Raw genomic sequence first — 2,948 nt, 5'->3', positions numbered from 1 at the left:
CCCTCCACGCCCCCGGCGTCGACCACGCCGTCCGGGTCGACCAGGCGCAGCTCACCCCGGCCGTCCAGGCCGAGCGCGACCACCTCGTGCTCGACTCCCTCGTGCGCACGGTGGCAGACCGGGACGCCGTCGGCGGTGAGCGCCGCGCGCAGCGCCGCGCCGTCGAACGGGATCCGGTACGTGGGCACGTCGCCGAGCTGCGCCCGCAGCAGCCGCCGGTAGTCGGGGAAGTCGTACGGCAACGGGACGGCGGTCATCGGCCGGCCCGCCACCGTGACGGTCACCCGGTCGGTGGCGACGACGACCTCGGCGGAGTCGGCGCCGTCGAGGTCCAGCAGCGCGCGGAGTTCGTCGACGGCGGCGACCGGTAGCAGCGCGCTCACCGGCGGGCCGTCGACGGTGCCGCCGACCCGGGCCACGGCGAGCCGGTGCCGGTCGGTGGCGACCAGCCGGACACCGTCCGGCTCGACCTCCACCAGCACGCCGGACAGGACCGGCAGGCCGGGGTCGGCGCCGACGGCGAAGCGTACGGCGTCCACGGCGGCGGCGAGGTCGGTGCGGGACAGCACGAGGCGGGTGGTCACGATGATCTCCTCCGGGTCGATCAGGCTACGGATCCGGGAGAGTTCGCGACGCGCGTCGGCCAGGCCGTCCTCCAGGCGGCGCAGGTGCGCGTCCAGCAGCCGGTGCACCTCGGCCGGACGGTGCCGGTTCCGCAGCGCCTCGGCGATGCCGGCCAGCGGCATCCCCACCCGGCGCAGCCCTGCTACCAGGCGGGCCGGGTCAACCTGCTCCTCGGTGTACCAGCGGTAGCCGGTCACCGGGTCCACCCGGGCCGGGGCCAGCACGCCGGAACGGTCGTAGAACCGCAGCGCGCTGACCGTCAACCCGCTGGCCCGGGCCAGTTCGCCGATGCTGCGAAGCTCGCTCTCCACGGCCGTCATCCTGTAACCTCAAGCGGGTCGAGGGTCAATCTCACGCCGGCAGCGTGCGGAACGTGATGCCCGCGCGTACCAGCCGGTCCAGCAGCGCGTCACCCATCGCCGCGACCGGCGTGACCTGCCCGGCGGTCTCCGGCAGGTCGTCGAAGGCCAGGCACAGCGCCGACTCGGCGAGCATCTTGGCCGTCTCGTCGTAACCCGGGTCGCCGCCGGCCACCTCGGTCACCACCCGCCGGTCGCCGGCGGTGCCCACGAACCGCACCCGGAACCACGACTTGGCCCGCTGCTCGGCGGTCGGGCCCTGCCCGGAGGCGAGCCGCCCGAGCAGCCAGCGCCGCGTCGGCGCCACCTTCACCAACCCCACCACACCGGCCAGTCCGACGCCGGCGACCAGCACAGTGGGCAGCCGCTTCATCGCCGCGAAGTGCCGGTAGCGGAAGTCCGGGCCGTACTCCGGGCGGGCCGCCGCGGACCGGCGGACCACCTGCGGGTCGATGGTGGGCAGCGGCACCGCCCACTGGCCGAACTCGCGTACCCGGCCGACCTTGCCCGGCACCGCGCGGACCCGGCGTCCGTCCGGGCCGGGCTCCATCGCCCGGCGGGCCCGCGCCGCGCGGCTCATCTCACCGGTACGGGAGAACGCGGTGAGCGCCGAATGGTACGTCCCGGCGGAGAACCGGCCACCGGCCCGGACGTAGCCGTCCACGGCGATCGGCCCGTCGGCGGGCAGTTGCTTGACCGTGTACCAGACGCCCAGGTCGTGCGGGATCGAGTCGAAGCCGCAGGCGTGCACCAGGCGTGCCCCGGTGCGCACCGCCTCGGCGTGGTGCCGCACGTACATCCGGTCCACGAACTCCGGCTCGCCGGTGATGTCGAGGTAGTCGGTGCCGGCCGCGGCGCACGCGGCCACCAGCGGCTCGCCGTGGTGCACGTACGGGCCGACTGTCGTGGCGACCACCCGGGCGCTCTCCGCCACCGCGCGCAGCGACGCCGGGTCGGTCACGTCGGCGGTGAGCAGCGGCAGCTCGGCCAGGGCCGGGTCGATCGCGGCCAGCCGGTCCCGTACCGCTGCGAGCTTGTCCGGGTTGCGCCCGGCGAGTGCCCAGCGCAGCCGGTCCGGCGCGTGCCGGGCCAGATAGTCGGCGGTCAGCCCGCCGGTGAAGCCGGTGGCGCCGAACAGGACGAGGTCGTACGGACGGTCTGCGCGCATCCGCCGAGTGTGCCATCCACAGCGCTCACCTTCACGGTGTGAAGAGCACCCGGACGCAGGCGTCGGCCCGGTCCCGGAACAACGCGTACCCCTCGGCGCCGCGCTCCAGCGGCATCCGATGGGTGGCCAGGTGCTCGGTGACCAGCTCGTCGCGGGCCATCCGTTCCAGCAGCGCCGGGATCGCGGCACTGCCCCGGCGCCGGGCGGCGCGGACGGCGAGCCCCTTGTCGGCGAACGCGCCGAGCGGGAACCGGTCCACGAATCCGGGCCGGGCGCCGAGCACCACCACCACGCCGCCCTTGCGGCAGGCGTGCACCGCCTCGCGCAGCGCCGCCCCGCCGTCCGGCTCGGCCACCGGCCACCGGCCCGGCGCGGCCGGCGTCCCGGAGGCGTCGACGCACACGTCCGGGCCCCGGCCGCCGCTGCGTTCGCGCAGCTCGGCGAGCACGTCCACGTACCTGTGGTTGAGCGCCTCCACGCCGTCGTGCCCGGTGACCATCCGCAGCCGGTCGTCCCGGTCGTCGACCACCACCACCCGGTCCGCGCCCCGGGCCACCGCCGCGTCGGCGGTGAGCTGGCCGACCGCGCCCGCGCCCCAGACCGCCACCACGTCGCCGGGGGCGACCTCGCCCAGCTCGGCGCCGTACCAGCCGGCCGGTGCGGCGTCGGCGGCGAACACCGCCCGCTCGTCGCTCACCGACTCCGGCACGGCGAACGCGCCCACATCGGCGTACGGCACCCGCACGTACTCGGCGTGACCACCGGCGAAGCCGCCCAGCCGGGCCGGGCGGCCGTAC

General features: G+C 76.1%; 3 protein-coding genes. All 3 read right to left on the bottom strand.

The window, feature by feature from the left end:
- A partial coding sequence (locus tag ABD52_RS36900; protein WP_047894820.1) for a MerR family transcriptional regulator occupies positions 1-944 on the bottom strand: 944 nt, incomplete at its 3' end.
- 31 nt (positions 945-975) lie between these two features.
- Positions 976-2,151 (bottom strand): trans-acting enoyl reductase family protein, encoded by a 1,176-nt coding sequence (locus ABD52_RS36895; RefSeq protein WP_047894819.1) that lies wholly within the window; start codon positions 2,149-2,151, stop codon positions 976-978.
- A 31-nt stretch (positions 2,152-2,182) separates the two neighbouring features.
- A partial coding sequence (locus ABD52_RS36890; protein WP_047894818.1) for a zinc-binding dehydrogenase occupies positions 2,183-2,948 on the bottom strand: 766 nt, incomplete at its 5' end.

The organism is Micromonospora sp. RV43 (assembly GCF_001029515.1).
Classification (GTDB): domain Bacteria; phylum Actinomycetota; class Actinomycetes; order Mycobacteriales; family Micromonosporaceae; genus Micromonospora; species Micromonospora aurantiaca.
Note: the sequence above shows the minus strand (reverse complement) of the source record. Positions and strands in the feature narration are given on the sequence as shown.

What these genes read in the sequence shown, in the direction of transcription:
- ABD52_RS36895 (WP_047894819.1), bottom strand. Translation starts at nt 2,151, where the DNA reads ATGCGCGCAGACCGTCCGTACGACCTCGTCCTGTTCGGCGCCACCGGC.